Source organism: Paraburkholderia graminis (genome assembly GCF_003330785.1).
Classification (GTDB): domain Bacteria; phylum Pseudomonadota; class Gammaproteobacteria; order Burkholderiales; family Burkholderiaceae; genus Paraburkholderia; species Paraburkholderia graminis.
On record NZ_CP024936.1, the window covers coordinates 468267 to 494503 of the forward strand.

At 59.6% G+C, this 26237-nt stretch carries 23 protein-coding genes and 2 pseudogenes; 17 read left to right on the plus strand and 8 right to left on the minus strand.

The window, feature by feature from the left end; all coding sequences use genetic code 11:
• Window positions 1–83 precede the first annotated feature (83 nt).
• Window positions 84–224 (minus strand): annotated as a pseudogene (locus CUJ91_RS35340) (hypothetical protein); the annotation flags it as partial.
• Window positions 225–552: 328 nt separating this feature from the next.
• On the opposite strand from CUJ91_RS35340, the gene CUJ91_RS33825 reads away from it, so the two are divergent.
• From CUJ91_RS33825 to CUJ91_RS33850, 6 genes are read left to right on the plus strand one after another with little or no spacing between them, the layout of a single operon-like run.
• The gene (locus CUJ91_RS33825) at window positions 553–1326 is read left to right on the plus strand and encodes an outer membrane protein OmpK (protein WP_114158471.1); all 774 of its coding nucleotides are present in this window, start codon (window positions 553–555) and stop codon (window positions 1324–1326) included.
• Window positions 1327–1379: 53 nt separating this feature from the next.
• Entirely contained in the window at window positions 1380–2639 is a 1260-nt protein-coding gene (locus CUJ91_RS33830) for an MFS transporter (protein ID WP_114158472.1), read from the plus strand.
• 60 nt (window positions 2640–2699) lie between these two features.
• Window positions 2700–3758, plus strand: a complete 1059-nt coding sequence (locus CUJ91_RS33835) for an LLM class flavin-dependent oxidoreductase (RefSeq protein ID WP_114158473.1) — start codon at window positions 2700–2702, stop codon at window positions 3756–3758.
• The gene (locus tag CUJ91_RS33840; RefSeq protein ID WP_114158474.1) at window positions 3755–4405 is read left to right on the plus strand and encodes a cysteine hydrolase family protein; all 651 of its coding nucleotides are present in this window, start codon (window positions 3755–3757) and stop codon (window positions 4403–4405) included. The genes CUJ91_RS33835 and CUJ91_RS33840 overlap by 4 nt, the downstream gene beginning before the upstream one ends.
• A gap of 1 nt (window position 4406) precedes the next feature.
• A complete protein-coding gene (locus tag CUJ91_RS33845; RefSeq protein WP_244231127.1) occupies window positions 4407–5726 on the plus strand; it encodes a zinc-binding metallopeptidase family protein in 1320 nt (439 codons plus the stop codon).
• Between the two features lie 22 nt (window positions 5727–5748).
• Window positions 5749–6273 carry a flavin reductase family protein gene (locus tag CUJ91_RS33850; RefSeq protein ID WP_114158475.1) on the plus strand — a complete coding sequence of 175 codons (525 nt, stop codon included), beginning with the start codon at window positions 5749–5751 and terminating at the stop codon, window positions 6271–6273.
• 59 nt (window positions 6274–6332) lie between these two features.
• Here the strand turns inward: CUJ91_RS33850 and CUJ91_RS33855 are convergent, their stop codons facing one another.
• A complete protein-coding gene (locus CUJ91_RS33855; protein ID WP_161966621.1) occupies window positions 6333–7229 on the minus strand; it encodes a helix-turn-helix domain-containing protein in 897 nt (298 codons plus the stop codon).
• Window positions 7230–7834: 605 nt separating this feature from the next.
• Between CUJ91_RS33855 and CUJ91_RS34080 the strand changes: the two genes are divergently transcribed.
• The 3 genes and pseudogenes from CUJ91_RS34080 to CUJ91_RS33865 all read left to right on the plus strand — a co-directional run bounded on the left by CUJ91_RS34080 (window position 7835) and on the right by CUJ91_RS33865 (window position 10490).
• Window positions 7835–8338, plus strand: a complete 504-nt coding sequence (locus CUJ91_RS34080) for an ABC transporter permease family protein (RefSeq protein WP_153067667.1) — start codon at window positions 7835–7837, stop codon at window positions 8336–8338.
• Window positions 8296–9246 (plus strand): annotated as a pseudogene (locus CUJ91_RS33860) (transposase); the annotation flags it as partial. The gene CUJ91_RS34080 and the pseudogene CUJ91_RS33860, both read left to right, overlap by 43 nt.
• A 341-nt stretch (window positions 9247–9587) precedes the next feature.
• A complete protein-coding gene (locus tag CUJ91_RS33865) occupies window positions 9588–10490 on the plus strand; it encodes a DMT family transporter (protein WP_114158477.1) in 903 nt (300 codons plus the stop codon).
• A gap of 243 nt (window positions 10491–10733) precedes the next feature.
• Here the strand turns inward: CUJ91_RS33865 and CUJ91_RS33870 are convergent, their stop codons facing one another.
• From CUJ91_RS33870 to CUJ91_RS33895, 6 genes are all read right to left on the minus strand, one after another.
• Complete coding sequence (locus CUJ91_RS33870) at window positions 10734–10970, minus strand: transposase (protein ID WP_114158478.1); 237 nt, start codon at window positions 10968–10970, stop codon at window positions 10734–10736.
• 478 nt (window positions 10971–11448) lie between these two features.
• Entirely contained in the window at window positions 11449–12405 is a 957-nt protein-coding gene (locus CUJ91_RS33875) for an amidohydrolase family protein (RefSeq protein WP_114158479.1), read from the minus strand.
• On the minus strand, window positions 12386–13330 hold the full coding sequence (locus CUJ91_RS33880) for a YncE family protein (protein ID WP_114158480.1): 945 nt from the start codon (window positions 13328–13330) through the stop codon (window positions 12386–12388). Before CUJ91_RS33880 ends, CUJ91_RS33875 begins: the two co-directional genes overlap by 20 nt.
• Before the next feature lie 90 nt (window positions 13331–13420).
• Complete coding sequence (locus CUJ91_RS33885) at window positions 13421–14713, minus strand: MFS transporter (RefSeq protein WP_114158481.1); 1293 nt, start codon at window positions 14711–14713, stop codon at window positions 13421–13423.
• Window positions 14714–14962: 249 nt separating this feature from the next.
• Window positions 14963–16135, minus strand: a complete 1173-nt coding sequence (locus CUJ91_RS33890; RefSeq protein ID WP_114158482.1) for an L-rhamnonate dehydratase — start codon at window positions 16133–16135, stop codon at window positions 14963–14965.
• Between the two features lie 55 nt (window positions 16136–16190).
• On the minus strand, window positions 16191–17237 hold the full coding sequence (locus CUJ91_RS33895; protein ID WP_114158483.1) for a 4-hydroxythreonine-4-phosphate dehydrogenase PdxA: 1047 nt from the start codon (window positions 17235–17237) through the stop codon (window positions 16191–16193).
• Window positions 17238–17413: 176 nt separating this feature from the next.
• On the opposite strand from CUJ91_RS33895, the gene CUJ91_RS33900 reads away from it, so the two are divergent.
• From CUJ91_RS33900 to CUJ91_RS33935, 8 genes are all read left to right on the plus strand, one after another.
• Window positions 17414–18346 (plus strand): LysR family transcriptional regulator, encoded by a 933-nt coding sequence (locus CUJ91_RS33900; protein ID WP_114158484.1) that lies wholly within the window; start codon window positions 17414–17416, stop codon window positions 18344–18346.
• Between the two features lie 239 nt (window positions 18347–18585).
• A complete protein-coding gene (locus tag CUJ91_RS33905) occupies window positions 18586–19689 on the plus strand; it encodes a porin (RefSeq protein ID WP_114158485.1) in 1104 nt (367 codons plus the stop codon).
• 34 nt (window positions 19690–19723) lie between these two features.
• Window positions 19724–21211 carry a sugar ABC transporter ATP-binding protein gene (locus CUJ91_RS33910; protein WP_244231131.1) on the plus strand — a complete coding sequence of 496 codons (1488 nt, stop codon included), beginning with the start codon at window positions 19724–19726 and terminating at the stop codon, window positions 21209–21211.
• Window positions 21212–21242: 31 nt separating this feature from the next.
• Entirely contained in the window at window positions 21243–22259 is a 1017-nt protein-coding gene (locus tag CUJ91_RS33915) for an ABC transporter permease (protein WP_114158487.1), read from the plus strand.
• Window positions 22260–22334: 75 nt separating this feature from the next.
• Window positions 22335–23459 carry an ABC transporter substrate-binding protein gene (locus tag CUJ91_RS33920; RefSeq protein ID WP_114158488.1) on the plus strand — a complete coding sequence of 375 codons (1125 nt, stop codon included), beginning with the start codon at window positions 22335–22337 and terminating at the stop codon, window positions 23457–23459.
• Between the two features lie 4 nt (window positions 23460–23463).
• A complete protein-coding gene (locus tag CUJ91_RS33925; protein ID WP_114158489.1) occupies window positions 23464–24408 on the plus strand; it encodes an SMP-30/gluconolactonase/LRE family protein in 945 nt (314 codons plus the stop codon).
• Window positions 24405–25331, plus strand: coding sequence for a YncE family protein (locus CUJ91_RS33930; protein ID WP_114158527.1), 927 nt, complete (start codon window positions 24405–24407; stop codon window positions 25329–25331). The genes CUJ91_RS33925 and CUJ91_RS33930 overlap by 4 nt, the downstream gene beginning before the upstream one ends.
• Window positions 25332–25350: 19 nt before the next feature.
• Window positions 25351–26130, plus strand: coding sequence for a cytochrome b561 domain-containing protein (locus tag CUJ91_RS33935; protein WP_244231133.1), 780 nt, complete (start codon window positions 25351–25353; stop codon window positions 26128–26130).
• The last annotated feature ends 107 nt before the right edge of the window (window positions 26131–26237 follow it).

A 26237-nucleotide genomic window follows, 5' to 3' on the forward strand; every position in this document is an offset into this window, starting at 1 on the left:
ACTAATAATCAGTCGAACAGGTGGCGGATCGTTGCGTCGCCGGCCGCGCGCGTACGCACGGCGCGCGTGCGGATCGCCGACGCAAAGAATTCGCGAAAGCGACCTTTACGTTTCCAGGCTGCCATCGCGCGACGCAGCCGGTCCGCTTCGCCGGCGGTAAAGCCGGCCGCAAGGATCGCGACCTGCACGACCTGCTCCTGAAAGATCGGACCGCCGAGGGTTCGTAGCTCTAGCCACGGACTATGTCCGCGGTCATTTCCAAGTGTCCTCATCCTTGAGTCCGGTCGCCGACCGCGCATGCGGGCCACGACCACCATAAAAAAGTTAAAAAGCGCTTTAAGTCGCGCCGGGGTCAGTTCGCACAGTCCAAGTCCTTATGCGGATTTTTGCAAGCGGTGTTTTTTATGTCTCGGTACATTTGGGTCACGTTGAGCGGTAGCCATTCATCTACGAGCCGGACAACTTCTCGTCAGATATTTCTCATGACTCCCTTCGGGTTTCGTGAAGGAAAGATCTTTTGTCTTGAATCGCATACTTTAATTTCAGTTGAATATGTTTAAAAAGATCATAGCCACATGCCTGCTGCTCGCAGCGATCGGCTCATCGCAAGCCGTGTTCGCTTACTCAGGAGGATTTGTCAATTACCAGTCGTTCGACGTGAGTGGCTACCTTCAAGGTGGCAACAAGGTCGATCCTAAAACAACGTTCTCACCGATTATTGAGTCGTTCGGAGACTATAGTTTCGGTGATCTCTATACCTATGCGATTTTTGAAACTTCGCTGCAGGACAACTATACCGGCGACCCTACCACCTACTATTACAAACTCGTCCCGAGATTGAGTCTGGGCAAGCTTTTGGGCAAAGATATCTCGTTCGGTCCATTCAAAGATATCACGTTCGCACAATGGATATCGAAGACGGAGCACTATGGCTATAACTACTTCCCGGGAGTTGGTATTGATTGGCAGGCCTCCTGGATCGGCTGGCTGAGGACGATCTATTACTGGGAACGAAACCCGGGCCAGGGCTGGAACGATCGACGAATTCACATCGATTATGGATTCCCATTTTCAACAAAACTGGGCGATTTCAGGATTGTCGGGACGTTCGATCACACCTTCGGTCTGCACGGCCAGGCTAAAACAACCGATTTGAAACCCGAACTCCATTACGACCTGGGCAAAGCATTGGGTCAACCCGGAGGGCATTTGTGGGCCGGTATTGTTCTGGATCCTATCAAGAACAAGTACAAGATCCAGAGCACGGAATATTACCCCACCAATCAGTTCAGCTATGGCGTGCTGGTCAGATACAGCTTTAACTGAATGCCGAATGGTTCGGAACAGTCTTTCTTAAATATCCGGTTGAGAGGCATTGCATGAATACCTATAGTAGAGGTTACCAATGGACCATACTTGCTCTATTGAGCGTGATCTACTTCATGATCACGGCTGCCACTTTCACGTCGTTGGGAGTGGTCCTGCCGAACATGATCAATGAGATGCAATGGAACTGGTCTAGCGCCGGGCTGGGCTTTACGTTGCTGGGTCTGGCATGCGGCCTCTCGAGCTATCTGCCGGCCATATTCATCCGGCGCTATGGCGTGCGGCAGACGTTTCTGGCGGGCACGGTCATCCTCGCGGCGGCCTTCGCACTGCTGGCGCATTGTCACGGCCTCGCGCTCTATTTCATCGGCGCGACTCTCCTTGGCGTCGGGTTTAGCTTCGTCGCCACCGTACCTGGGACTTACGTTATCGGCCGGATGTATAAGAATCAGGCCTTCGCGTTCGGTTTTTATTTCACTGTTGGGGGACTCGGCGGCGTAGTGGGACCATGGTTCGTCGTGCTGGCAGTGAATGTGCTGGGGAACTGGCGCATGCATTGGGAACTGTGTGGCCTCTTCCTGACGGTCCTCGGACTCCTCGCGACCGTACTTTTGCCGGCAGGCGTTCGGGAGCGTGAGCATGCCAGACAGGTGAGCAACGAGTACAGGCTGGACGAAAACAGTTCGGTCTATCGCACCGAGCAGGCCTGGACGGCGCGAGAGGCAATGCGTACGTGGCAGTTCTACGCGATCGCGGCAGCCTATACCACGTTTCTGCTGGTCGGCATCACAACCAATAGCTTTGCCGTTGCGCATATCACGGATCACGGATTCAGCGCGCAGACCGCAGCCGCATTGCTGAGCGCAGAGGCGCTGATCAACTCCTTCGCCCGGTTTATCGCGGGCCTGTTCGGCGAAAAGATCGAGCCCAAGAAGATGCTGGTTGCCAGCCTGCTGTTGATGGTCACCGGCACCCTCGCGCTCAGCGCGGCGACTTCATTGCCGATGCTGATCGTTTTCTCGATCGGCGTGGGAGCGGGCTATGGCATGACCTTTCTTGCTACGAGCGTTCTTCTTTCCAACTACTACGGACGGCTTCCGTATCTCGAAATCTTTTCCGTGGCGAATCTTATCTCGACACTCGCCTGTTTCGGTCCGCTGGTTGCCGGCCGCCTGAAGGACCAAGTTGGAAGTTTCACCGGCGCGTTTTTGCTGGTCGCGATCATTCCGTTGATCATCGCGCTCGCCGTCACTTTCATGCGCCCGCCGGTGAAGGGGACGCTATTCAGCCGCAAAGTATCTTCCGGCGTCTGACACGGCATCGGTAGTTGAGGCGAAGAAGCTATTTTGTTAGTCAGGAATCACAGGTGACAAATGACATGTTCTAAAGAGTTCGGCGTATTTCTGCCCATCGCGAAAGGCGGCTGGATCATTTCGCGCAATACTCCCGTGCTTGATGCCTCGTACCGGCAAAATCGCGAGGCCGCGATTCTTGCCGACAAAATCGGTCTCGATTTCATCATGTCGATGGCGAAATGGCGGGGTTTTGGCGGTGTTACGCAACACTGGGACGTATCGCTCGAATCGGTCACGATGATGGCGGGGATTGCGGAAGCAACGCGTCATGCGCGGATTATCGCCACGATGCACGCCGGCCTGCATAACCCGGCGGTCGTGGCAAAGATGATCACGACGCTCGACCAGATTAGCGGCGGCCGAGCAGGGCTCAATATCGTCTCCGGTTCGTTCAAGGACGAGTTCGAGCAGATGGGCGCCTGGGACGCGTCGCTGGATCATGACCGCCGTTATGCGATGACGGCTGAATGGACCGACATCATCAAATCGCTATGGTCTAGCCCACGCGCCGATTACGAGGGGCAATTCTTCACCATGAAGGATTGCATTTCGGAGCCCAAGCCCATCGCGAATCCGCGCCCCTTCCTGGTGTGCGCCGGACAATCCGAACGCGGCCTCCAGTTTAGTGTCCGCAACACCGACGCCTGTTTTATCGGTGGTAAAGATGACGCGGAAACACGCAAGATCAGTCTGCGTGCCAAAGCGCTGGCCGAAGAGTTCGGCACCACGATCAGGACCTACTGCATGTCCACCGTGATTTGCGCGGACACGAATGCGCAGGCCGAGGCGCTCGCCCAGCAGTACCGGGAGGGACTCGACGTCGAAGCCGTGACCGGCATGATGCGCAGCTTCGGCGTGGATGTCAGCGGCAAGAACAATGCAATGGTCGAGCGTGCCAGCAATGCATTTATGACTCATACGACCATCGGCGATCCCGCTTCTTGCCGCGCGCAGTTATCGGCATTGCTGCGCGATTGCGAACTGGATGGTGTGATGCTGATTTTTCCTGAATACGTGACGGGCCTGACGCGTTTCGGTCAGGACGTTCTTCCGCACCTGCGAGCCGAGTTTTCATGATCACTCCATCTCTGAACGATCGGCTGGCGCCAGACGGGGTGGCGCTCTGCATCATCGATATCCAGGTCGATTTCGGTTCACCGGATGGCGCACTCGCGAAGATGGGCGTGCCGGTCGGGCAGGTCGCGTCCGCCATAGAAAACGCAGGCCGTCTGGCCACGCTTGCACGTCAGGCTCGCATCCCGGTGATTTTCGCCGGCCTGAAAACGGATCCTTCCACCGATTCTGCGGCCTGGATCGAGTGGATGCGTTACCGCAATGTCGATCCTGATTGTGCATACGCTGTCTGCCGCGACGGTTCGGGTGGCGAAGCCTTCTACAAGGTCGTCCCCGATTCGGGCGATCAGGTTGTCTGGAAGCAGCGCTACAGCGCGTTTGTCGGGACCGGTTTTGAACATCTGCTTCGAGCTCAGGGCGTCGATACACTGGTGATATGCGGGTTGACGACGGAATGTTGCGTCGACTCGACGGTGCGAGACGCTTTTCAGCGGGACTGGCTGGTTGTTGTCGCGGGCGATGCATGCGGCGCCTACCGCGGAGACTTCCACCACCACACCCTCGAAGTGCTGGCAGAAAATTTTGCGGTCGTTCTCAATACAGATGAAATCGTCGGTACGTGGAACGGCCACATCACGAAAGGATCATAGCGTGGCATCAAATATTATTGAACGACCCGTTTCAACGTTGCACCGCATTTCCCGCGAGGACAAAGCTCGCATCGAAGACGCCATCGATGCGGATGAACTGACCCATCTGGCGCTCGAGCTCGGTAATATCCCCAGCCGCTCAGGCGAAGAGGCCGCTGCGGCCGGCTACGTGTTCGACTGGATGCAACGGGAAGGATTCAAGCCTCGTTCCGTTGGCGCCACGCCGGCCCGTCCGAACATCATCGGCGAGTATGGCGGCCACGGCGATGCGCCCAATCTGCTGTTCACCGCGCATCTCGATACCGAAAGCCCCGCGTACTCGGCCACGCTCGATGGCTACAAGTACCGTCAGGAAACCGTCCAGCGCAAGGAGTGGACGCAGTGCTGGCTGCAGGACAATCACTTGCACGGCTACCCCATTACTAACGACCGTGGGCCGATGAGCTGCTTTCTCATCGCAGCCAAAGCACTGCGCAAGGCCGGCATTGAACTGTCGGGGCGGCTTTATCTGACCGCATGTCCCGGCGAGATCGGTCCGGAACCGATCGAGGAATATCAGGGTATCGACTACCTCGGTAAGGATATCGGCGCGCACTACCTGTTCCATCATGGCGGCGTGGCTGCGGATTATGCGATTGCCGCTGAAGGGACCGACTATGGCATCGCCTGGCAGGGCTGCGGCTACGTGTTGTTTCGCATCCGGTTGTTGGGGCAGAGTGCGTTCACGCCCGCACTGACGCACAACCCGGATTCCGCATCGCACCCGAACCCTATCTATCGGACCGGCAAGCTGATCGAAGCCTTGCACGCATGGACGGCAGACTACGAGGTGCGCAATCGCTATGAGACGGAGGGCGGCATATCGGTTCCAAAGGTACAGATCGATTCGATTCGTGGGGGTGTACCGCATACGTTCGGAAGCGGAAGCGAAGTATGCGCGCTCTACCTGGAAGTCGGACTGACCGCCAGGCAAACAGTCGCGCCGGTGCAGCGTGAGTTGGAGCGGTTGCTGCGCTCCCTGAATCTCGGCGAGTTCGAAATCAGCCCGCTCGTGGTGCGCCATGGCTACAAGGCCGACGACGAGGCAGTCGCGCCGCTGGTCGCAGCGATCGGTTCGGCTACCGAGCTTGTCCGCAGCCAGCCTCTGGCGCGGGCGGATCCTATCTATTCGAGCATGTGGCGCGATCACAATGTCTTTAACATGCATCGGATTCCCGCTGTCACGTGTGGTATTCCGCGCGTGTTGCCGACACCCGAAGATCTGGTCCGGAGCGCGCAGATCTACGCACTTACCGCACTCGCAATCTGCGGACGCATTTAGTTCAAAGCAGGAAGCTCTAACAATGAAACACCCACCCATCCCGTCGGACGTCCTCGCCACGCCGCAAGGCACATTCGACTCCAAAGAACAGATCGCCCAGTGGCGGGAGACCATGGGCGAATTTCCGAGTGGAGTCACGATCGTGACCACGATGGAAAATGGACGGCCTCTTGGAAGCACCGTGAGCGCGTTCAGCAGCCTGTCGCTTCGCCCTCGCCTGTTACTCGTGTGCCTGGACCTGCGCAGCAATACACTCGCGGCGATCAATAAAACGGGCACATTCGCTGTCAATATTCTTTCCGACGGCGCACAGGCTCTGGCACTGAAGTTCGGGGCGAAAGAAGGGGAGAAGTTTTCGGATGTGGACTATGAGATCGGAGACCTGGGCTGCCCCTTGCTCACGGACTGCTGCGCGAACATCGAGTGTCGTCTCACCACGAGCTATATGGAAGGCGATCACGCCATCCTGATCGGGCAGCCGGGCACGATCGTACGCGAGCCGATGCGTTCACCGCTTATCTACCATCGTGGTGCATTCAACGCGTAGCTGAATGGCGCTCACAGAGGAGGGCGCTGGTTGCGGCTTCCTCTGCACGACTAGCGGCTTTACCCCGGTTGCTCTCCCAGCAATTGGGTCCGGTATGTACGCGGGGAACAGCCGTACTCGGCGCTAAACGCCCGGCTAAAGTAGGCGAGGTCGTTGAATCCCCAACGGAAGCAGATTTCGGAAATCGACAGTGACGCATTCGGCCTGCTCGACAAATCCTTCCTACACTGCTCCAGCCTTCGCTTGCGTACGAATTGGCTGAAGCTCAAATTTGCCTCCGAGAAAATTTTCTGGACATAGCGGGCCGACACATTGTTGCGACGTGCCACCGTGTCCAGACTTAGATCGCAATCGCCGAGATGCAGATCGATCGAGTGGCAGACTTCCTGGAAATGCCTCGCATGGCCGAGATCTTTGAAGCCGTTGAGCGCGGGGTCTCGTGCAAGGCAGTAGGTCAGCAGCTCGGAGAGTGCCATTTCCACCGGGTGGAACGACATCGCCGTCAGACCCTCCATTTGAGCCGCCACCGAAAACAGGAAATCGGAGAGGACGTGATTAATTCCTTCCTGACGAGAAATGGTTCCGGCCCCGATGGCAACTGGATTCAACAGGCGCCTGTAAAACACTTCATGAGGCATCTCGACCGTAAGGATCCGGAAGTCGCTGCTGAGCAGCAGCTCCACTCTGTCCCCACCGCCGGCACCGTACAGGATGTCGCCGATTTCCAGCGCATGCGTTTCACCACCCATACGCAAAGCTGCGTTTCCTTCGAGCATCAAGGCAATCCACAGGTTTGCCGAAGTCGTCCCGCTGACAGGGTAATTACCGGCGATGGCCTGGGGAGAGCCGGCCAGTTTGACGAACTGCATGCCTAGTGGGGACCGGTTATAGCTCACTTCGCCGCGGAGGTCGTCTTTCAACGTTTCGCTAGACATCGACAGATATACCTTTTGCAAGGCGTCCCGCCAGATGTGCTCCCGGTGCTCCGTGGCATATGCGGAAGTGCACAAGCTCCAACTGTTCATCACGACCTCTCAAGGAATGCTATCTGACTGAAAGCAAATTCCAAGCCCATTAAATGGGTTCGAGAGCGGCGCTTTGACGAGTCTTTCCGGCGAAGCCTGCCCCGATGTGATGCGAGTCGCACAACGATGGGGCGGTGAACCGTCGAAGAATCCGAAGCAACGGGCGTGAGCTCTGCGAGTCGCGAGTGTTCATCTGCGATGTACGAGCGGGGGACGTGAAGATCGTGTTGCGAATCGAAAGCGCAAAAGGCTGTGCGCGTGTGTGCAAGATGGCGCTTTTTTGCAGATTTACTTTCTTGTTCATTCGCAGATCGTGTCGCTCATTTGCGGCGATAGCGTGGAGTCAGGGGCCTACCCCTGCACGCCCGGCAGGAGAGCCTGGCTTTTCAGCAGTTCCCACTAGTATTGCTTCAACAGGCTGCCATGAATCGAAATGCCCGTTTCTTTCGGTCAGCGTTGCGATCGACCGGACCCGCGCGCGGTCTGATGCGCACAGCGCGGGGCGTGTCGGTGCTATGCCAGCGCCTGGCCGCACCATGCTGATCCTGCTGTGCGTGACTGTGATCGTGTTTGTCGTGCTGCGTGCGCTTCCCGCGGACCCGATAGGAATGATGACGCCGCCGGGTGCGAGCGATGCGGATATTCAAGCGCTCCAACAATCGCTCGGGCTCGACAAGGCCTTGCCGGTACAGTTCGTCGTGTGGTTGCAGCATGCATTGCAGGGCCAATTCGGTAACTCGATCCAGAGCATGACGCCGGTATTGTGGATGCTTGCGACGGCGCTGCCGGTAACGCTTCAGTTGGTGGCGCTTTCACTGGCATTCGGTACGGCGGCCGGTGCAGCCGGCGCCATTTACGCTTTTCGGCGCCGGGGTCGACCGAGCGAAGCGGCTGCCGAACTTGCAAACGGAATCGCCATTTCGATCCCGGATTTTTTGTGGGGCATCCTTCTGATGCTTGTATTCGGAGTCGGGCTTCACTGGTTGCCTTTCATGACCAAAAGCAGATCGAGGAAAGCGTGCAGCGATATCTCGATCTGATCGAAAGCGCCGACCGCACCAGTCCAACCGGGTTCGACGTAAAGACCGTCAGGCTCTACGAGAAGATCGCCTTGCTGCGCCAGCAGATGCGTGAGCTTAACCAGATCAGCAGGCAGCTGGCAAAGCAGCCGGACAGGCAGTTGTCGATGACGGATCCGGACGCGCGTTCGATGGCAACGAGTGGAAGAGGCTCCGGCATAGTGGGCTACAACGTCCAGGCAGCAGTCGATACGAAACATCATCTGATCGTTGAACACGAAGTAACCAATGTCGGCAACGATCATGGACAACTCAGCAGAATGGCGATATCTGCGAAGCACGCGATGGGCCGATCGAAGCTGAAGGTTGTTGCGGACCGCGGTTACTTCAGCGGGCCGGAGATAAGGGCATGCGATCTGAATGGCATCAGCGCGTATGTTCCCAAGCCGCTTACGTCGGGGTCGCGGAAAAAAGGTCTGTTTACGAAGGCCGACTTTATCTACATGGCGAAAAGCGACACTTATCGATGCCCTGCTGGTGAGCGGGCGATCCATCGATTCACGACTGTCGAGCATGACATGAATCTGCGAGTCTACTGGCCCAGCGCGTGCCCGCGTTGCCATCTCAAGGAACGATGCTCACCGTCTGACTATCGCCGAATTCGGCGATGGGAACACGAGAATGCGCTGGAAGTGATGCAGCGTCGGCTCGACCGGAAACCCGACGCCATGACCATCCGCAGAAGTACCGTTGAACATGTCTTCGGCACGCTCAAGCACTGGATGGGCCCCGCACACTTCCTGACCAGGACGCTCAGGCGGGTGAGTACGGAGATGAGCCTTCAGGTGCTTGCTTACAACGTCAAGCGCGTCATGAACATACTCGGCGTTCAGGGAACATTGAAGGCGATGAGGATGGTCGAAAGCTAGAGCCCTGAGGGGCTTTGTTGCGCACGCGACGGTCGGTCGGTGCAAGCTGTCTGGCGCGTGTACCCGTTTCTGTCGGGAAACGCATGCGGGTGTCGAACGAGATCGACCTGATCGGCCAATCGCTCGCAGAGCAGTGAAAATCTAGTTTCCACACAAGCTGGGCCCGACATGAGCCGATTGCAAAAGGCCGCGGTCGGGCCAGAGACGACCGGTCACTGACGCCCATCAATGACCGCTGGTCGATCAGCTCGCATTCAGTGCCGCCTTTCTAAACACAATCAGTCGCTCCAACCGCCGCTGTGGATCGCTCCGGCACCATCATCGCTCGTACTGGCAGCGCAATGGCCGGATACTGGCGGAAGATTCGGGATTTTTTGGGGATTTCTGTGTCGCCCGTGCGTGTCACTGTGCTGACGCTGCTCGCAATGGTCGCGTTTGCAGCGAATTCGTTGCTATGCCGGCTGGCCCTCAAGGGCACCGGCATCGATGCAGCGAGTTTTACGTCGGTCCGTATCGCGTCGGGCGCCCTCGCGCTCTCGATGATAGTGCGGCTCCGGGGCAGCAGGCTGGGCGGCGCCGGAAACTGGCTGTCGGCGCTAGCGCTGTTCGCCTATGCGGCCGCTTTCTCGTTTGCATACGTGAGCCTGCCGGCGTCCACTGGGGCCCTGCTTCTGTTCGGCGCCGTGCAGACGACCATGATCGGCTACGGCATCCGAAAGGGCGAACGCTTCCATAGGCGGCAATGGATCGGATTGACATGCGCGTTGGCAGGCCTTGCCGGGCTGCTGCTTCCCGGTCTCTCCGCGCCACCTCCCGGAGGCTCTGTCCTTATGCTCGGCGCCGGCGTCGCTTGGGGCATCTATTCGTTGCGCGGCAAGGGTGCAGGACATCCCACCGCGGTGACGGCCGGCAACTTCCTGCGCGCAGTCCCACTTGCCGCTGCGCTCAGCGCCGCCATGACCGCCCACGCTTCGATTGATTGCGCCGGTTTCTGGTACGCAACGGGTTCCGGCGCAGTGGCCTCCGGCATTGGCTACGCTATCTGGTACGCGGCGTTGCCCGGTCTGAAAGCCGGCAACGCGGCCACGGTGCAGTTGAGCGTGCCGGTCATCGCGACGCTCGGCGCAGTCGCATTTCTTGGAGAGAGCGTGACCATCCGAATCGTGTTGGCCTCGGCAGCAATCCTCGGAGGTATTGCGCTGGTTGTGGTGCGTCGGGGAACCCAGCACGACAGGCGGGCGTAAAAGCACGGCGAGCGGCGAACCCACGCAAGAAGCTGCGCCGACGGCATAGGATTTTCTTTTATCGCCGCCTCCGCACGTGGGCGCGGGCTGCATAAGGCCGAACTCCCGTTTCTCTATGCGGGGCGACGAACAAATGAGGCGCTATAGCTGCAAGGCCAAGCGCTATGCTCGGACTGAATTCTCGGGCGTGTGCAACGTACGCTAGCATTATTAGTGATCATGCTAGCGCCGCTATGAACACGGCTAGCAGCAAATCTGAACTCCAACAACTGCCGTCTCGCTCGCCGTCCTCTTGTCCAGCAGACCGGCACGATACTGCCTGCGCCGCTTGAACACCATGTTCGGATTCAGACCGTGCGACTGCGCGAGCTTCGCCACCGAGATGCCCGGCTCACACGCTGCCCTCGCAACTTCACGCCGGAATTCAGGCGCGTAATTCGGCCGCCCCTTGCGGCTTCCAGCACTGTCGATCTCTGTCATCAGAGTGGTCCCCACTACTCGAAGTGATGGACATCACTTTGGACACTCTCAACGTCGATGTCGATACGGCCTTCAAATGACGCTTACCAAGGTTTAGCGCGATGCTCGAAATGATTTATCAGCATATCCAAGGCACGCTAGCATAATTAATGGACATGCTAGCGGTGCTAAGAACGCTGGCTAGTGCCAATTCTGAACTCCAACAGCTACCGCGAAAAATGCTTGTTTCGGGCCACCGGCCGCCTGCGCTAGCAGAATTAATGGACAGCATTAGCGCTCGAATGGACACCGCTAGCAAGATTAACGATCTCCAACAGCGACGAACGGCAAACTGTCTGGTGGACGGAACGGATTGCATGACGGCGCCGAAGGGGCGGATAGGTTCCCTCGTTTCCTGGCGCCTGATTCGTTATCCTCCCGCCGGTCCGATTCTGTGAGGCCTTGGCCAGCTGCCAGCAGCGCCTGACCCGCTCAGCCGCTAGCTGGGACCGATGCGATACACACGCATTGCATTGTCGTGCCAGACTGCGCGAGCCGACGCGTCATCAAGATGTGACAGGGCGTCGGCGAACGTTTGAATCAATATCGGATATGTCACCCGCAGACTGGCCACTGGAAAGTTGCTCGCGAACATGCAGCGCTCCCACCCAAAGATTGCAAGCGCTTCCCGGATGATCCGCCCATTCTCAACCGCGTCCCACGCCGCGTTGCGCAGCCCGAACTCCGACAGTTTGACGAACACGTTGGGACGTGCAGCCAGTGCCGCCATGCCACGACGCCATGGCGCCAGTCCCTCGTCGGTGCGATCCCACGGGAGGCCGGCATGCTCGAGGATGACGGTCACTTTCGGGGAATCAGCGACCACCGCGGCTGCGTCCTCCAGATGCCAGTACGGGACGCGCAGGTCCCACGAGAGTCCATGCACCGCAAGCCGCTCCAAAGCAACTGACCAGCCAGGATCGCTCAACGTGCCGCGACCGATGACGCGTGGATGATCAGGGCTGCGTGTTGTCGCCGGCTTGAAACGGATTCCACGCACGAGAGGCCAGGCGGCCTGCTCCGCGAGCCGGTCCGATGCGTCACTTGCCAGCAAATCCACCCATGCGACGACCGCTGAAGGCAGTCCTTCGCTCGCCACCGAGTGCAGCCATTCCGTTTCCGCGAGGGCCTGCGATCGCGCACACTCGGCCTCCACATGAACGCTGGCGACAACGGGCGCGGATTCTGCCGCGCGGCGAAACGCCACGACATCGAAGTCCTTGCGCAGCGCTTCGTACGGTCCCAGCATAAAGCGGTTTGGATCGTAGGCGTCCTGGAGCCAGGGATACTGCACGCCCGACGAGGAGAGTCGCCACAGATGGTGATGCGCGTCGACGATCGCCTCGGGCATCCGCAAGCTCGCTCGCGTCGATGCATCAGAGACTGCTGAGCACATAGGATGCGTCCGGTTCGCGCAGCGTGCGCAGTTCGTCGACGAATTGCCAGCGGTCGAGATCGAGCTCCCGTACAAAGTCGTCCTGGAACGAAACGAACGCTGAACGGCGCGCAGAATGAAACGAAAGCGCCGTGGGATTCGCAGGCAATCCGATACGCTCTATTTCTTCAAGATGCCCCGCGTCGAATACCGAAATCGAACGTTCGCCGGAATTCGTGAGCAGCAGCAGATCGCGCCCGTCGGCGCTTTGCGTGCAGTAGATCCGATTTGGATCGCTGCGCGTCTTCACGCGTCGGCCGCAGGTCATCGTGGCGGCGTCGATCGCGACGAGCGTGTCGTCGCCGCGGTTCGCGATGTAAAGCGTCTTCTCGTCGCTTGCAAGCGCATTTCCCTCGGGGCGTGGCCCAGGCATGACCGCCACGGGAGTCACGGTCGCGTCACGCGGGTGAAACCGGGTGACTGTATTCGATAGCAGGTGAATTCCGTACGCCACGCTCGCATCGCGAGTCAGGGTGACAAGATGAGTCTTGGTTCCGCCGGAGGGCAGCGCCATGTTCGGCACATCCTGCTCGCGCGGACGATCGAACACGAGCAGCAGGTCGTCGGCCTCGCTCATCGCATACAGACGCCCCTCGCTGTCGGCCGCCATTCCGTGCGGCCGATAGTACGGCCACAGGTCGAGCATTCGCGTGAGCCTGCGCTCATGCAGATCGATTTCCGCAATCCGGTGATCTCCGTCGTGGCCGCGCGACCATGCGGTCTCAATCCCGAAGATGCCGACGTAAGCGTACCACTGCTCGACGTCCACGGTAAATTCATGCGGGAAGTTGGGCAGGACAATGTGCCTGAGCGCTGTCTTTGTAGCGAGATCATAGAAGCTGAACGTGTGGGCGCATTTCTGCACCAGCAACAGGATATCGTTCATCGCGAATCTCCATCTTGTTCAATGTTGGCAGCACACATGGGTCGGGCTACGGCGCGGTTGTACTGCTGGTCGTCAAACTTGCGGCGCGCGTTAATCTTCGCAACGCCGCGGCAGGGTCAGCGAAAGAAGGCCCGCGATCGCCAGCACGAAGGCCAGGCAGTACACGCCGACGGCAGAACTGACGTGCTGGGTCAGCGCGCCCACTCCGTACGGTCCGCAGAAGCCACCGAGATTGCCTAGCGCGTTGATGAGGCCACGCGCGCTGCCGGCGGTTTCGACGCTGCAGAGCTTCGGCGGAATCGCCCAGAACACGCCGGCGGCAGCCTGCAGGAAGAAGCCGCAACCGGTCAGAAATGCGAATGAGATGAGCATCGTGGAGCGCGTCAGCACCGACAACGCGAGGCACGCGGCGAAGCCCACCAGCGGCAGCAGCACGAACATGCGACGCTTGCCGGTCAGATCGGACAGGTACGAGGTGGCGAACATGCCGGCGATCATCGCGACATATGGGATCGTCGCGAGCATGCCGATCTTGCCCATCCCCGTATGCATGAGATCTTTGAGCAGCGTAGGCAGCCACATCGTGTAGCCATAAATGCCGGCCTGGTAGCAGAAGTTGATTGCGATCAGCAGCCAGATTGTCCGATCGCGCAGCAATGCGCCGAACGAAGTCGCGGCCGGCGCGCCCGTCGCCTGCTTGCGCTCCTGCTCAGCGCGCAGTGCCTGAAGGATGTGGGCCTTCTCGCGTGGCGATACCCAGCGAGCAGTCTCCGGGCCGTCGTCGGCGAACATCAGCCACACGCCGAGGAAAAGCACTGACAGTAATCCCGTGCTAAAGAAAAGATGACGCCAGTCGTACTCGGCCAGGATGAAACCGGACAGCGGCGCGGTAATCATGCCTGCCAGCGGGACGAACATGATCACCATCGCGTTCGCACGCCCGCGCTCGCGATCGGGGAACCAGTTGCTGACCATCGTGAGCACAACGGGCAGCATTCCGCCCTCCGCGACGCCGAGCATGAAACGCAGCCCGAGTAGTTGCCAAGTGTGAGTGACGAGACCGGTGAGCACGGAGAGCACCGCCCAGCTAACGAGCGACCACCCGATGAATTGCTTGCCGCTGCCCAGCGCCGCGCGCCGTCCTCCCGGAATCTGCAGAAACAGGTAGCCGAAAAAGAAAATGCCGCCCGCGAGGCCGGCCATCGTGGCGTCCATTCCGAGCTCAGCGTTCATCCCGCCGGGCATCGCGAACGCGATGTTCACGCGGTCCATATACGAGATGATGCAAGCGAGTACGAGCGGCGGAATCACGCGCAGCCAGCGGCGGCGAGGAATGGCTTCGCCGGCTTCATAGCCCGGGTTGGCCGGGGTCAGGGTGGTCATGATGTCTCCGGGTTTTGATAGTTGGCGCGGTCTTCTGACGGGCGCTCAGCGTCCCCCAGTGCAGCGCGGGCGGATCAGGCCGATGCGCCGAGTCGAGCACTCCATCGCGCACTTACGGATGCGCCTCGGTGTGCTGTGCGAGCGGCCTGTCGCGGATAGGTGCGCCATGTTTAATGTTGTTGGCAAGTGCAGTCACGACGCCCGTCGACGTACTCATCGGGATAACGCCGGAAGAGCGTGCACTCGCGATCACTCCAAAATGGCGAACTGGTCCAGGAACTCCGTCTTCAGCGTAAGGCCCAACCCGGGCACGTCGTCGCGCAATTGCAGGAAGCCGTTCTCGGCGACGGGCTCCCCGTCGAAGATGTAGTAGAACAGCTCGTTACCAACCTCGACGTCGAACATGGGGAAGTACTCGCTCATCGGCGAGGCCAGCGTGCTCATCGTCAGGTGATAGTTGTGCATTTGCCCGGCGTGTGGAATCACGGGGACGCTGTATGCCTCACACAGCGCGTTGATCTTGTGCGCCATCGTGATGCCGCCCACGCGGTTGGTGTCGTACTGGACGACCGACACGGCCTTGCGATCGAGCAACTGCTTGAAGCCATAGAGGCTGAACTCGTGCTCGCCGCCGGAGATCGGTATGCTCGTCAGCCGGTTGAGTTCGGCATAGCCGTCGATATCGTCGGCGATCACCGGCTCTTCCAGCCAGCGCGGCTGATACTGTTCCAGCCTGGGCAGCATCCGTTTCGCGTATTCGAGATTCCAGCCCATGTAGCACTCGAGCATCAGGTCGTTCTCATAGCCGATGACCTCGCGGATCGCCGCGACGGACTTGAGATTCTCCACCACGCCCTGTTGACCATGAACGGGTCCATAACCGAAGCGCATCTTGAACGCACGGAAACCCTGGTCGAGGTAGCGCTGCGCTTCGGCCTGCATGGCCTTCAGGTCAGTGCGGTACAACTTCGAGTAGTAGCACGGAATGCGCTCCTTCGTTCGTCCGCCAAGAAGCTTGAACACCGGCTTGCCGACGCTCTTGCCGAGAATGTCCCAGATCGCGATATCGATGGCGGAAATCGCCGCCATCCCGACGCCCTTGCGTCCCCAGGCATGGGTCGCGCGGTACATGCGCTGGCTCAGGTACTCGTAGTCCCAAGGGTCATGGCCCACGATAAGCGGAGTGAGATACTGATCGACGATCGCTTTTGCGACGTGCGGCGCGAGCGCCACGTTGCCTAGCCCGACAATGCCGGTGTCGGTTTCGATCTCTACAACCGTCCAGGCATGGAACCGGAACGTGCTCATGGTTTCCTGCGGCGCGTAGAGCATGTCCATCGCGTTTGAGCAGAAGTTCCCCTGCGGCGGCACCGTCTTGCCTTTCCACTCATAGACACGGGCACGCACAGACTTGATTTTCATTCGGATGTCTCCGGTTAGTTAGTCGTGTTCAGCGAATTGGGAATCGCGTGGGCCGTCAGGCCGCGATAAGATCGCGCCGGCGGGCGGTGCCCATGCGGCAGGCGATCTGAAACGCTTGCCAGATGGCGCCAACGTCCGCACAGCCGCGCCCGGCGATGTCGTACGCGGTTCCATGGGCGGGAGTCGTGATTGGCACGGGCAGGCCGCCCTGCACCGTGACGCCGCGAGAAAAGCCCAGCAGCTTGATGGCAATTTGCCCCTGGTCGTGATACATCGTGACGATGGCGTGATACTCGCCGGCTTGCGCCTTCAGGAAAATCGTGTCGGCCGGGAAGGGACCGTGAAAGGGCGCATCGGTAGGCCAGCCACGCGCCTGAAGCGCCCGGACTGCTGGGACGATCACGTCGACTTCCTCACGGCCGCAAACGCCGCCTTCGCCGCCGTGCGGATTGAATGCCGCAATCGCCACTTTCGGCGCGCCCACTCCATTGGCAACAAGAGATCGGTACATCAGTTCCGCTGCCTGCGTGATGCGCTCGACATTCACATAGCTCACCGCATCCTTCAGAGGGATATGCGACGAGATGCGTGCGGTCCAAAGGTCACCGAGCGTGTTGAATTCGCAGAAATATCCCGTCACCCCGAGATACTTTGCAAAGTGATGGAGTTCGTCTTCATGCTCGAGCCCGCCCTGTTTCATTGCGTGCTTGTTAAGCGGCGCGAAGCAGATCGCGTCGACATGGCCGGCAAGCGCAGCGTCCATGCACAGGTTCAGTACGTGCAGCACTGAATGGCCGCCTGATGCGCGGGCTTCGCCGCTTTGCACTTCGGCCGGACTCACCGTCTCGACGGCGAGGAAAGCCGGCAAGCTTGCCGACGTACGGAGGCGGGCAGCGGCCAGCGAGCTCAGCGGCTCGACGTCCACTTGCACGTCTGCGATGCGCTGGCCGTCCTCCCACAGCCAGCGGTCGCCGATCAGCACGATGTTCGCCCGCGTGGTTGCATCAAGCCTTGCTAGCAGCTTCGCAATCAACTCCGGGCCGATGCCCGCTGGATCGCCAAGGGTCAATGCAATGACGGGGAGGCCGGAAAGAGCTGTCATGCGTTGTCTCCCGCTGTAATGGACCGCGATTGCGCGGACAGATGTTCAATTCGCATAATGCGTCTCCTTATGGAGGCCGCAGGGCGGCCCGATTTCATTCAGGGTTCATACTAGGTAGACGTCACTACCCCGTAAATTGAAAACTGCTGATGAATTGATAACTGCAGGTAATCAAAATGGGTTCGATCGACAGACGCGATACGACGCCGCAACTGCTGAACCGGCTGCGAATGCGCCAGATCGCGCTGTTGCTCGCGGTCGAGGAGTACTCCACGCTGCGCGGGGCGGCAGGTCAACTCGGGCTCACCCAACCTGCGGCCACGAAGATGCTCCATGAACTTGAAAGCGCCTTGGGGCAGCCACTTTTCGAGCGTGCGGGGCGGGGATTGCGGCTCAATCCGGCGGGGGAGCGCGTACTCGGCTATTTCCGTGGAATACGCGGCAGCATGGAAGCCCTCAACCGCGAACTAGCGGAACTGCAACTAGGCAGCGCGGGGCGGCTTGCGATCGGCAGCATCATGGCGGCGACGCCCGGCAGACTGACCGAGGCGCTGGTGCAGTTGAAGCAGCGCTTTCCGCTGATGGCCGTCGAGATTGCAGTCGATACCAGCGACCGCCTGATGCCTCAGTTGAACGAAGGCGTGCTCGAGGTAGTGATCGGTCGCGATGCTGGTGAAGGCAGTGAATCGCTTTTCCGCTCGGTTGATGACGAAGCGCTTGCGATCGTCGCCGGATGCGACCATCCCCTTGCGGAGCAGTCATGCGTAGAGTTCGCGACGCTGGCTTCCTACCCCTGGATACTCCAGCCGGCGGGCAGTCCTGCCCGTGAAGTTGTCGCGCGTGAATTTCAGGAACATCACCTTCCGTTGCCCCGCGGACTGATCGAAACCGGCTCCATCCTTACGACGATGAGTCTCGTTGCGCGCTCGCAGATGCTTGGCGTCATTCCCGCAACGGTGGCGCACCGCAACGCTGAACATGGGCTCGTGGCCACAATCGGCTACGCATTTGCCCATAAGCTTCCCTCGTATGGGAGCATCGTGCGTCGGGACAGACCATTGAGTGCGCCCGCGAGGCATTTTCTGGAGCTCTTCCATAGCGATGCCTGATCTGCGCGCGGTGCCCGGTTCGGAGCGGCTCCCCTGGCTTTGTGCAGTTGTCCGGTTCCGAACTGATAGTACGCATACCTATGTTCCTCCGCCCGCTTTCATCTTTGAAAGTCTTCCCGCTCGCGCGCCTCATATAAACGCTGGTTATCGGTCATTGAAATATTTTGATTAGCGCGGTAACTGTCACGCGTCCACACTTGCGAAAAATTCGATAAATCAACAAAAAGCAAGGAGACGTCATGAAGTGTGCTGCCCTGGTTGTCATCCCGTTTTCGCTTTGTATGCCGGCCGCAATGGCGCAAAGCAGCGTCACGCTTTACGGCATTATCGATAACGGCGTGACCTACTCGACCAATCAAGACGGCGCTCACAGCTGGCAGGCGGTTAGCGGCGAGGTCGCCGGCAGCCGTTGGGGCTTCACAGGCACGGAAGACCTCGGGGGCGGCATGCGGGCGGTCTTTACCCTTGAAAACGGCTTCGATGGCTTTAGCGGCCAGGCCGGACCCGGTGGACGTGAGTTCGGTCGCCAGGCGTTCATGGGGCTTTCGACCCGCTATGGGACGCTGACCATGGGGCGCCAGTACGATCTGATCGTCGATTACATACAGCCACTCTCTTCCAACGGGCGTTGGGGAGGGTGGTACTTCTCGCATCCCGAGGACATCGACAACACCGGCAGTGGCTTTCGCGTGAACAACAGTCTGAAATACGCGAGCACCAATTACGGCGGTTTCACCTTCGGTGGCCTGTACAGCTTCGGTGGCGTACCGGGGCGGTTCTCGACAAACAGCGTCTGGAGTGTCGGCGCAGGGTATGCGAACGGTCCTCTACAGCTTGCGGTAGCTTATCTCGATGTCAGCAACCCGGCGCTTTCTGTTGACGGCTATGTGAACACCGCCACGTTCACGAACGTGATCTACGGCAATTATCTGGCGCAGGCATCGAGCCAGCGCGTCGCGGCGATCGCCGGATCATACGCGTTCGCCAACCTCAAGGTTTTGACGAATTTGTCACACACCGTCTTCGTTTCGGGCGACGCAGGGCAGGACGTCGTTTTCAATAACGTCGAAGCCGGTGCGAGCTACCAGTTCTCGCCTGCGTTCATCGTGTCGGGTTCCTACGATTTCCTCGGCGGCAAAGACCACGCAAGCGCGAAGCAGCCTCGATATCACCAGTTTAATCTCATCGCTGACTACTTTCTGTCGAAACGTACGGATACCTACATGATGGCGGTGTATCAGCGGGCCACCGGGGATGCGACCCAGGCGCAGATTACTGGATTCGATGCTTCAGGCAGTGCCGGACAACTCGGGATCCGCGCGGGGCTTCGCCACACGTTCTGAGCTGGTTGCGGGTTTATCAACTGAGGAGACAAGCGTGTCGCCCTTACTGTCTTTCAAAAACGTGAGCAAGCGTTTCGGTGGCACCCTTGCCGTCGACGACGTGACTCTGGACATCGAGCCAGGCTGTGTGCTTGCGCTGCTTGGCGAGAATGGCGCAGGCAAATCGACGTTGATCAAACTGCTTGCAGGTGTCTATCGGCTCGATTCGGGGTCGATCGAGTTCTGCGGCACTCCGCTTGGCGCAGGGGCGTCGCACGAGTCTATTGCTTTCATTCATCAGGACCTGGGCCTCATCGACTGGATGAGCGCCGCGGAAAACGTGGCGCTCGGTTGCGGCTTTCCGAGGCGCGGTGGACTCATCGACTGGCGCGCGGTACGTCGCCGCGCGGTTGAGGCACTCGAGCTTATCGACAGCGGCATCGATCCGGACGTGCCTGTTTGCGAACTGCCGCGCACCGAAAGGTCGCTGCTCGCCATTGCGCGCGCATTGGCGACGGATGCACAACTGATCGTGCTCGACGAGCCGACCGCCAGTCTCCCGCAAGGCGATGTCGAGCGCCTTTTCGTCGTGCTGGACTCGCTGCGCAAGCGCGGCGTCGGCATGATCTATGTTTCGCATCGGCTTGACGAGATATTCAGGGTCGCTGATAGAGCCGCCGTCATGCGCGACGGGCGGCTGGTGGGGGAGAAACGGATCGGAGAAACGGACCCCGAAGGTCTCGTGAGCATGATCGTGGGGCGTAAGCCCGCACCGATTCAGGCGCCTGCGATCTGCACTACCAGACACACGGCGCTCGAACTCCGTGACGCCATGTTTGGAGGGGTGGGTCCGGTGTCCTTCAAGCTGGGCGCCGGCGAGTTACTCGCGCTCGCTGGATTGCGCGGCGCCGGCCAGGACGCAGTTGGGCGCGCGCTTTTCGGGCAGGTACCTATGGAAGGCGGCGAGATCCAGCTCTGCGGGGTGCCGCTTCGCGTGCGCTCGGCAAGGCATGCAATGGCACAGGGTATCGGCTTCGTGGCGGGTGATCGGACAGGCGAGTCGCTGGCTATGCCCATGTCCGTGCGGGAGAACCTGTTCCTCAATCCTTGCGCGACCGGCCGTGGGTTTTTCCGGATCAAAAGCGGGCGAGCGGAGGGCGGTGAAGCACTTGCCCTGACAACGCGATTCAGCGTACGCCCCAACGATCCCACACAGGCTATCGAGAATCTAAGCGGCGGCAACCAGCAGAAGGTCGTCATGGCCCGCTGGCTTCAGATTGCAAAACGCCTGCTGATTCTCGAGGAGCCAACGGCAGGCGTTGATGTCGGTGCCCGCGCGGAGATTTACGCGCTCGTGAACCGGGCGCTCGAGCGGGGACTCGCGGTGCTGCTCATATCGACCGACTTTGAGGAAGTCGCGAATATCGCACACAGAGCGCTGATTTTCAATCGTGGCCATGTCATCGACTGCGTCGAGCGTGAATCCATGAGTATCCAGACCTTGCTGCAACGGGCTTCCGCGAGCGAATGCATCGCGGCCTGACTCTTCTCGTAGTCGTGAAGGAATACGCAAAATGATCTCTGTTCCAGAAACACAAGACAAGCCGTCGCCGCGTGCCGTGTCTCATGGCCTGTCGCATCTCGTTCCGGTGTACGGCATGCCGATTCTCATGATTGCGCTGATCGCGTTGTTCTCGATCGCATTGCCCGATACGTTCCCGACACGCATGAACCTGAACTCGATTCTTTCGGACAAGGCCATCATTGCGTTGCTTGCCCTCGCCGCGATGATCCCGATGCTGACGAACAAGATCGACCTGACTGTCGGGTACGGGATCGTACTTTGGCACGTTCTCGTCATCACCTTGCAAACGCGCTTCGGATTTTCTTGGCCGGCTGCTGTCACGATCGTATTGCTGCTTGGGCTCGCTTTTGGTTTTCTCAATGGTCTGCTGGTCGAGATGGCAAAAATCGATTCCTTCATCGCGACCCTCGGCAGCGGCACGATCGTCTATGCAATCGCGCTGTGGCACACCGGAGGACGCCAGGTAATCGGCACGCTTCCCGATTCTTTCTATCAGATCAACAGTGCGCAACTGCTGGGCCTGCCTGTGTCGACGTGGTACGTCGTTGGGATTGCTATCGCGCTCTGGATCGTCACCGAGTACTTGCCGGCGGGGCGCTTTCTCTATGCGATCGGGGCCAATCCTCGTGCCGCTCAACTCAATGGCATTCCAGTTCGCCGCTACGTGATAGGTGCATTCATGTCGTCAGGGCTGCTGACTGCGTTCGCAGGAGTGGTCCTCGCGTCGAAGCTCGGCATTGGCCAGGCAAGCGTCGGCCTCGAGTTTCTATTGCCGGCTCTCGTCGGGGCCTTTCTCGGATCGACGACGATACGCCCCGGCCGCGTGAACGTCTGGGGCACGCTTGTCGGCGTGGGTGTGCTGGCCGTCGGCATTTCGGGTATCCAGCAACTCGGGGGAGCATTTTTTGTGGAGCCGCTTTTCAACGGGGTGACGCTTCTGATTGCGATCGGCATTGCAGGGTACGGCAGCCGCAGACGGTCACGAACGCCAAAACGCAATTTATAAGTCGCGGCAACGACGGCAGACCTGTCCAGTCCGCTTATTAAAAATCGAACGGATATATAACGACGGAGACATATCATGAGGCGCTTTCCCCGAACACATCACGGGTCGATTCTTTCCGGTGCTGCGGCGACAGCAATACTTTCATTTGCGAGCAACGTCCACGCGGCCGATGAATTCATGTCGAAGGCGCAGGCCGTCGTAGCCGCAGCGGTCAAACCTTCGCCAGCGTGGGACGGCCCCACAGCCGGGCCCAAGGCGGAGCCGAGCAAGACGGTCATCTACGTCGCGTCGGATCTGCGCAACGGCGGCGTGCTGGGCGTAAGTGATGGCGTTACCGAAGCCGCGCGGGCCATCGGCTGGAAACTGCGCATACTGGACGGACAGGGTTCCGTGTCGGGCCGAACGGCCGCGATGAATCAGGCATTGGCGCTAAACCCGTCCGGCATCATCCTGGGCGGATTCGATCCGACCGAACAGGCGGCCGTCATCCGCAAAGCCGCGGGACTCAAGGTTTTCGTCGTTGGATGGCATGCTGGCCCGAAAGCAGGCCCCGATCCCTCCACCGGCCTCTTCACGAACGTCAGTACGGACCCCTTGCAGGTGGCGAGGGTCGCAGCAGACTATGCAGTTGTGAAGTCGAATGGTACGGCAGGAGTCGTTGTCTTCACGGATTCGCTATACAAGGTGGCGGTGGCGAAATCCACGGCGATGGCGGACGTGATCCGCCAATGCAAAGGGTGCGCACTGCTGGCGGTCGAAGACACGCCGCTCGCCGAAACGTCGGCGCGCGTTCCCCAACTGTCCACTTCGCTGTTGCAACGGTTCGGCACACGGTGGAGCTACTCGCTCGGCATAAACGACCTGTACTTCGATTTCATGGGGCCGGCGCTTGCCAGTACCGGCGAGAAGCCGTCCGGGCCACCCGTAAATCTTTCCGCGGGAGACGGAAGCGAATCAGCGTACCAGCGTATTCGTGGAAACCGCTACCAGGCTGGCACCATTCCGGAGCCACTGCTCCTGCACGGCTGGCAACTTGTCGACGAACTGAACCGGGCTTTTTCTGGTGCCGCGCCGAGCGGCTACAGCACGCCGGTTCATCTGGTGACACCGGAGAATATCGCCTCCGACGTCGGTTCGAACAACGTCTACGATCCGGCCAACCACTATCGCGATGCATATCGCCGCATCTGGGGCAAATAGAGGCATGACTGACAACGTCGATATCGTGGACGCGGACATCGTCATCTATGACGCGCGCGCGGTCGGATTTTTCCCGAAAGGCGAAAATCTCGAGAGACTGTGCACGGGGGCTATCTGGGGCGAGGGTCCGGTGTGGATATATGAGGATGCATCCCTCCTCTGGAGCGACATTCCGAACAACCGGATGTTGCGGTGGTCCGAACGCGACGGCATGACCGTCTGGCGTGAAAACGTCGAGTTCACAAACGGGCACACGCGCGAGCGCGATGGTTCCATCCTGCATTGCTCACATGGGCAGCGCGCAATAATTCGAACGCGCTTCGGTTTGAACCCGGAAGACGTCGTCGACGAAGTCGTGGTCGAGCGGTACGACGGCAAGCGGCTCAATTCTCCCAACGATATCGTCGTGAAAAGCGACGGCACCATCTGGTTTAGCGATCCGCCGTATGGGATCGTTTCCGATAGGGAGGGACACGCAGCCGAATCGGAGCTCGGGGAAAACTACGTCTTCAGATACGACCCCGCGGCTGGCGAATTGACTGTCGCGACCGATTTCGTCGAGGAGCCGAACGGGCTCGCGTTCTCGCCTGACGAATCCATCCTGTATGTATCCGACACCTCGTCTGCAATGCGAAGCGACGGCAGCGGCCATCACCATATCGTTGCATTCGATGTTGTCGGCGGCCGCAAGCTGGTCAATCCGCGCATTTTTGCCGTGGTCGAGCCAGGTCTGGCCGATGGCTTTCGCGTCGACAGCCAGGGCTGGGTGTTGACGAGTAGCGCCGACAGTGTGCAGGTGTATCACCCCGACGGAACCCGGCTCGCGCGAATCGGCGTACCGGAAAAAGTGGCGAATCTGACCTTCGGCGGGCGCGACGGCGACGAACTTTATATCTGCGCGTCGAGCTCTCTTTACCGCATCAAACTGTGCACGCGAGGCGCGACGTGAGCGATCGGAACACACTCCTCCTGGTGGAAAAATGCAGTCATTGCATCAGCTGGTACGACATTGAATCGGGCAAGCGGCTTCACAGCGTCCCGTTGCCGCCGTTTCCTCACGAGTTCGTCACCGATCGCGCGAACCGGTACGCGTGGGTGGGACATTACGGTGTCGAGACGTCCGGGCATGCGGGGGCGGGCGGGCATTCGCTTCTGCAGATCGATATCGCGGCAGGGACGTTGATTCGCACGATCGACCTTTCGCCCTTCAACCGGATCCACGGACTGCAGATGGACGATCAAGACCGTCTGTATGCACTCAGTGAGGAACGGTCGACGCTGCTCGTGCTCGACAGCCCGGAAATCGATGAAATGCCGCGTCGCGCGGTGCCGTGCGGCGGAATCAAAAGTCATCTGTTCGCGCTGACGAGGGACGGACAGACGGCCTATTGCATGAATCTACTCTCGCATACGGTCACGAAAGTCCGGCCACGGGAACCTCTTGCGTTTCCCGTGGCATGCCATCCGGGTGACAAACCGGAGGGTTGTTGTCTTAGCAGCGACGAGCGCACGCTGTACGTTAGCAATCGCTGGAGCGGCACGCTCAGCGCGATTGACACCGAGACGATGCGAACGCGCTGTTCAGCGGCTTCGCGCGAAGATCCCACGCGCATTTATCGCTGGAGCGACGACATGCTCGTTGTCACGAATTACGGCGAGTGCAGTCTATCGCTCGTCGATCCCGTCACGCTCAAAGAGATCGATCATATCCCAACGCCGGCGCGCGCGATCGCTCTGTCATTCGATCAGGAGAGAGGTATCGCTTTCGTGTCGCAAGACGACGACCGCGTTGGGTTGTTCGATATGAAAACCAGGCGCTTCGAGGCATACATCCACACGCAGCGCGAGCCGGATGTGTCCAAAGTAATCTGAATCAAAACGGACTGAATCAATGGGCGCGGAGTTTCTCGGCTGGTTTTGCACGCCGCTTTCCGGTGCGGCCGACCACCACTTGCCCACGTGGGCAGCCTGGCACGGAAGAGCGATGGTGTTTGCCTGGGCCGTTGCGTTTCCCGTCGGCGTGCTAGCCGCACGCTATTTCAAGGTGGTGGCGGGACAAGACTGGCCGGACGAACTGGATAACAAGACGTGGTGGCACTGGCACCGGGTACTGCAGGGCACCGGCGTTCTCGTGATGACGGTCGGTTGTTGTCTGGCTGTCGGTCACGCACAGGATACGACGGGAATCGCGCAGATGCATCGGTGCATAGGTTGGGGACTGGTCGCTTCGGCATGGCTTCAGATCCTGACGGGTGTACTCCGCGGCAGCAAGGGAGGCGACTTCCCGCGACAGGGAGAGACCTCGCGAGATATCGGACTGGGTGGCGATCACTACGACATGACGCGTCGTCGAAAGGTGTTCGAGTATGTCCATAAGGTGCTGGGACTCTCGGCGCTTCTTGTGGCGGTCGCGGCGATCATTCTCGGGTTGGTGCTTGCCGACGCCCCGCGATGGATGGCCGTCGTGCTTGCAAGCTGGTGGTTGGTGCTGACATCACTGGCTATTCGATGGCAGCGCGCCGGCCGGTGTATCGATACGTATCAGGCTATCTGGGGACCCGAGCCAATCCATCCGGGAAACAGGATTCCACCCATTGGATTCGGTATCAGGCGCTATTCCCGCGAGGGCTGGCGACAGAGCGCCGGGCGCATGGTGCGAACCCGGAAGTAAACAGGCGACCTTGAACTGCTGCGGCCGAAGCATCGAAGCGGTCGCAAGTCACGATCGAGGTCCGGACGGTTGTTCCTCATAACACTGAACAAAAACAGGAGATGCGA

Excerpts from the sequence above, each read along its gene's own strand:
- CUJ91_RS33825 (WP_114158471.1), top strand. The coding sequence starts at position 553 with ATGTTTAAAAAGATCATAGCCACATGCCTGCTGCTCGCAGCGATCGGC.
- CUJ91_RS33830 (WP_114158472.1), top strand. The coding sequence starts at position 1,380 with ATGAATACCTATAGTAGAGGTTACCAATGGACCATACTTGCTCTATTG.
- CUJ91_RS33835 (WP_114158473.1), top strand. The coding sequence starts at position 2,700 with ATGACATGTTCTAAAGAGTTCGGCGTATTTCTGCCCATCGCGAAAGGC.
- CUJ91_RS33840 (WP_114158474.1), top strand. The coding sequence starts at position 3,755 with ATGATCACTCCATCTCTGAACGATCGGCTGGCGCCAGACGGGGTGGCG.
- CUJ91_RS33850 (WP_114158475.1), top strand. The coding sequence starts at position 5,749 with ATGAAACACCCACCCATCCCGTCGGACGTCCTCGCCACGCCGCAAGGC.
- CUJ91_RS34080 (WP_153067667.1), top strand. The coding sequence starts at position 7,835 with ATGCTGATCCTGCTGTGCGTGACTGTGATCGTGTTTGTCGTGCTGCGT.
- CUJ91_RS33865 (WP_114158477.1), top strand. The coding sequence starts at position 9,588 with ATGGCCGGATACTGGCGGAAGATTCGGGATTTTTTGGGGATTTCTGTG.
- CUJ91_RS33870 (WP_114158478.1), bottom strand. The coding sequence starts at position 10,970 with ATGACAGAGATCGACAGTGCTGGAAGCCGCAAGGGGCGGCCGAATTAC.
- CUJ91_RS33875 (WP_114158479.1), bottom strand. The coding sequence starts at position 12,405 with ATGTGCTCAGCAGTCTCTGATGCATCGACGCGAGCGAGCTTGCGGATG.
- CUJ91_RS33880 (WP_114158480.1), bottom strand. The coding sequence starts at position 13,330 with ATGAACGATATCCTGTTGCTGGTGCAGAAATGCGCCCACACGTTCAGC.
- CUJ91_RS33885 (WP_114158481.1), bottom strand. The coding sequence starts at position 14,713 with ATGACCACCCTGACCCCGGCCAACCCGGGCTATGAAGCCGGCGAAGCC.
- CUJ91_RS33890 (WP_114158482.1), bottom strand. The coding sequence starts at position 16,135 with ATGAAAATCAAGTCTGTGCGTGCCCGTGTCTATGAGTGGAAAGGCAAG.
- CUJ91_RS33895 (WP_114158483.1), bottom strand. The coding sequence starts at position 17,237 with ATGACAGCTCTTTCCGGCCTCCCCGTCATTGCATTGACCCTTGGCGAT.
- CUJ91_RS33900 (WP_114158484.1), top strand. The coding sequence starts at position 17,414 with ATGGGTTCGATCGACAGACGCGATACGACGCCGCAACTGCTGAACCGG.
- CUJ91_RS33905 (WP_114158485.1), top strand. The coding sequence starts at position 18,586 with ATGAAGTGTGCTGCCCTGGTTGTCATCCCGTTTTCGCTTTGTATGCCG.
- CUJ91_RS33915 (WP_114158487.1), top strand. The coding sequence starts at position 21,243 with ATGATCTCTGTTCCAGAAACACAAGACAAGCCGTCGCCGCGTGCCGTG.
- CUJ91_RS33920 (WP_114158488.1), top strand. The coding sequence starts at position 22,335 with ATGAGGCGCTTTCCCCGAACACATCACGGGTCGATTCTTTCCGGTGCT.
- CUJ91_RS33925 (WP_114158489.1), top strand. The coding sequence starts at position 23,464 with ATGACTGACAACGTCGATATCGTGGACGCGGACATCGTCATCTATGAC.
- CUJ91_RS33935 (WP_244231133.1), top strand. The coding sequence starts at position 25,351 with ATGGGCGCGGAGTTTCTCGGCTGGTTTTGCACGCCGCTTTCCGGTGCG.